3 protein-coding genes and 1 pseudogene are annotated in these 3,286 nt (G+C 36.1%); all 4 read left to right on the forward strand.

Translation table 11 applies throughout. The features are described 5' to 3' along the window. Positions 1-371, forward strand: a pseudogene (locus GQ594_RS12120) (hypothetical protein); the annotation flags it as partial. A 19-nt stretch (positions 372-390) separates the two neighbouring features. Then, a complete protein-coding gene (locus GQ594_RS11770) occupies positions 391-1,338 on the forward strand; it encodes a putative type VI secretion system effector (RefSeq protein WP_160413144.1) in 948 nt (315 codons plus the stop codon). Positions 1,339-1,357: 19 nt separating this feature from the next. Further along, positions 1,358-2,305: a putative type VI secretion system effector gene (locus GQ594_RS11775; protein ID WP_160413146.1), complete on the forward strand. Its 948-nt coding sequence runs from the start codon at positions 1,358-1,360 to the stop codon at positions 2,303-2,305. 24 nt (positions 2,306-2,329) lie between these two features. Next, a complete protein-coding gene (locus GQ594_RS11780; protein WP_160413148.1) occupies positions 2,330-3,274 on the forward strand; it encodes a putative type VI secretion system effector in 945 nt (314 codons plus the stop codon). Positions 3,275-3,286: the final 12 nt, after the last annotated feature.

Genomic DNA, 3,286 nt, shown 5'->3' on the forward strand with positions numbered 1-3,286 from the left:
ACTACTTTTTTCTTGATTTTTCGTTGGAAAATCTGACCATTGGTTTTGGTACATTAGGGGTAATCTTGGGGGCAGCTTTTTTTATTGTTTACAAAAATTCGCTTGCCTCCCATGTTACGCTGGCGGAGAGAATTTTTACCGTGTTGGGCTGGCAAGATGTCAAAAATATTAATTTAGTTAAAATAAGTAGGCAATATATTGCTAAATTAATTGCGCAAGGGAAATATGTAGAAAAGTATAATAACAAGACTGATCAATATATTAGACCGCCTAAATCAGGTGATGGCTGGTTCTTTTTTTATTACGATCCGGAGGTATTATGCAAAAAAGGCAAGCCACCCTTACGGGTTAAAAATAAAAAAAGAAAATAAGTTCATAAGGAATTCGATTATGCCTTACGCAAAATATGATGGTAACGACCCTATCTATAACGACAAAGAGCAGCTATTAAAAAAAACCGGTATTAGTATTACTGATCCAATCTTACCGCCCAAAAATTTGGTGAAACTAACCGGCACCCTATCCGAGTTTAAAGGTCTGTTTTGCTATGCGCCACTTGCTGATGGTGCTTATTTAAGTGACGAGCAAAAACAAAAACACAACAACCAGCTTAGAAAGGGCGCACTACTTGCCACCTTAAACGGTAATAGCATTGCCGCATTAGCCGGTTTAGGGCATGCTAATGGTAATGACCGTAGTAATCTGTTCTCCGCACAATATATCACCGCCAAATTAAACGGCACCATCACGTTAAAAGGTTGGCTCGGTTTTTATAAATTTAATGATGGCGATCAAGTCGAGGTGGTCGCCGAAAAGCACAATGACCATTACGAAGTGTACGCCATGCTCAAACCCAGTGAACAAATTATCTCGCTGATCCCTTTATGCTTTGCAGGGCGTAAGCAAGTTTTAAAAATTTATCATATAACTTTTTTTATATTTTATATTGTTTGCACTCTACTTATGAACTACTTTTTTCTCGATTTTAGTCTAGAAAATCTGACTATTGGTTTTGGCTCATTAGGGGTAATATTGGGAATAGCTTGCTCGAAAGTAAATAAAAATTCGATTGCGACACATATCAAACTTGCTGAGCGAATTTTTAAGCTGTTGGGTTGGAAAAATGTGACTAATATCAATTTAACAAAAATAAGTAGGCAATATATTGCTAAATTAATTGCACAAGGTAAATATACAAAAAAATACAATAATAAGACTGATCAATATATTAGACCGCATAAATCAGGGGATGGCTGGTTCTTTTTTTATTACGATCCTGAAATATTGTGCAAAAAAGGCAAGCCACCCTTACGAGTTAAAAATAAAAAAAGAAAATAAGTTCATAAGGAATTCGATTATGCCTTACGCAAAATATGATGGTAACGACCCTATCTATAAAGACAAAGAGCAGCTATTAAAAAAAACCGGTATTAGTATTACCGATCCAATCCTACCGCCCAAAAATTTGGTTAAACTAACCGGCACTCTATCCGAATTTAAAGGTCTATTTTGCTATGCACCACTTGGTGATGGCGCTTATTTAAGTGATGAGCAAAAACAAAAACACAACAATCAACTTAGAAAGGGCGCACTACTTGCTACTTTAAATGGTAATAGCATTGCTGCGCTGGCTGGCTTGGGGCATGCTAATGGTAATGACCGTAGTAATGATTTAGATGCTCAGTATATCACTGCCAAATTAAACGGCACCATCACGTTAAAGGGTTGGCTCGGTTTTTATAAATTTAATGATGGTGATCAGGTCGAGGTGGTCGCCGAAAAGCACGCTGACCATTACGAAGTGTACGCCATGCTTAAACCTAGTGAACAAATTATCTCACTTGTCCCTTTATGTTTTGCTGGGCGTAACCAAGCATTAAAACGCTATCATTTGCCTTTTTTTATTATTTATGTTGTTTGCACCTTGCTCATGAACTATTTTTTTCTCGATTTTAGTTTAGAAAATCTGACCATTGGTTTTAGTACATTAGGGGTAATATTAGGGACAGCTTTTTTTATGGTTTATAGAAACTTTATAGCAACGAATGTTACCCTCGCCGAGCGAATTTTTACCGTGTTGGGTTGGCAAGATGTTACCAATATCAATTTAGTAAAAATAAGTAAACAATATATAGTTAGATTAATTGAACAAGGTAAATATTCAACTAAATATGATATTACCGATCAATATATTAGACCCCCAAAACCTGGCGAAGGTTGGGGTTTTTTTTACTACGATCCAGAGGTATTATGCAAAAAAGGCAGGCCTCCTTTACGCGTTAAAAATAAAAACAGAAAAAAATAAAATAATACGTTAGAGAATATTATTATGCCTTACGCAAAATATGATGGTAACGACCCTATCTATAAAGATAAAGAGCAGCTATTAAAAAAAACCGGTATTAGCATTACTGATCCAATACTACCACCCAAAAATTTGGTTAAATTAACCGGCACCCTATCCGAATTTAAAGGTCTATTTTGCTATGCACCACTTGCTGATGGCGCTTATTTAAGTGATGAGCAAAAACAAAAACACAACAATCAGCTTAGAAAGGGGGCTGTGCTTGCCACTTTAAATGGTAATAGCATTGCCGCATTAGCTGGCTTAGGGCATGCCAATGGTAATGACCGTAGTAATTATGTGCAAGCACAATATATTAGCGCCAAATTAAATGACACCATCACGTTAAAAGGCTGGCTCGGCTCTTATAAATTTAATGATGGCGATCAGGTCGAGGTAGTCGCCGAAAAGCACGCTGACCATTACGAAGTGTACGCCATGCTCAAACCTAGTGAACAAATTATCTCGCTTGTCCCTTTATGTTTTGCTGGGCGTAACCAAGCATTGAAGCTATATCGTTTGCCTATGTTTTTCTTTTATGTTATTTGCGTGCTATTAATGAACTACTTTTTTTTCGATTTTTCGTTGGAAAATCTGACCATTGGTTTTGGTTCATTAGGCGTAATATTTGGGGCTGCTTGCTTAATGGTAAATAAAAATTCAATTGCGACTCATATCAAACTCGCTGAGCGCATTTTTACCGTGTTGGGCTGGCAAGATGTCAAAAATATCAATTTAATCAAAATAAGTAAACAATATATAGTTAGATTAATTGAACAGGGTAAATATTCAATTAAATATGATATTACTGATCAGTATAGCAGACCGCTTAAATCAGGTGATAGTTGGTTCTTTTTTTATTACGATCCTGAAGTATTATGCAAAAAAGGCAAGCCACCCTTACGAGTTAAAAATAAAAAAAGAAAATAAGTTCATAAGGAA

The sequence above is a fragment of the Gilliamella sp. Pra-s52 genome, from assembly GCF_009795805.1.
In the GTDB taxonomy this organism is placed as follows: Bacteria; Pseudomonadota; Gammaproteobacteria; order Enterobacterales; family Orbaceae; genus Gilliamella.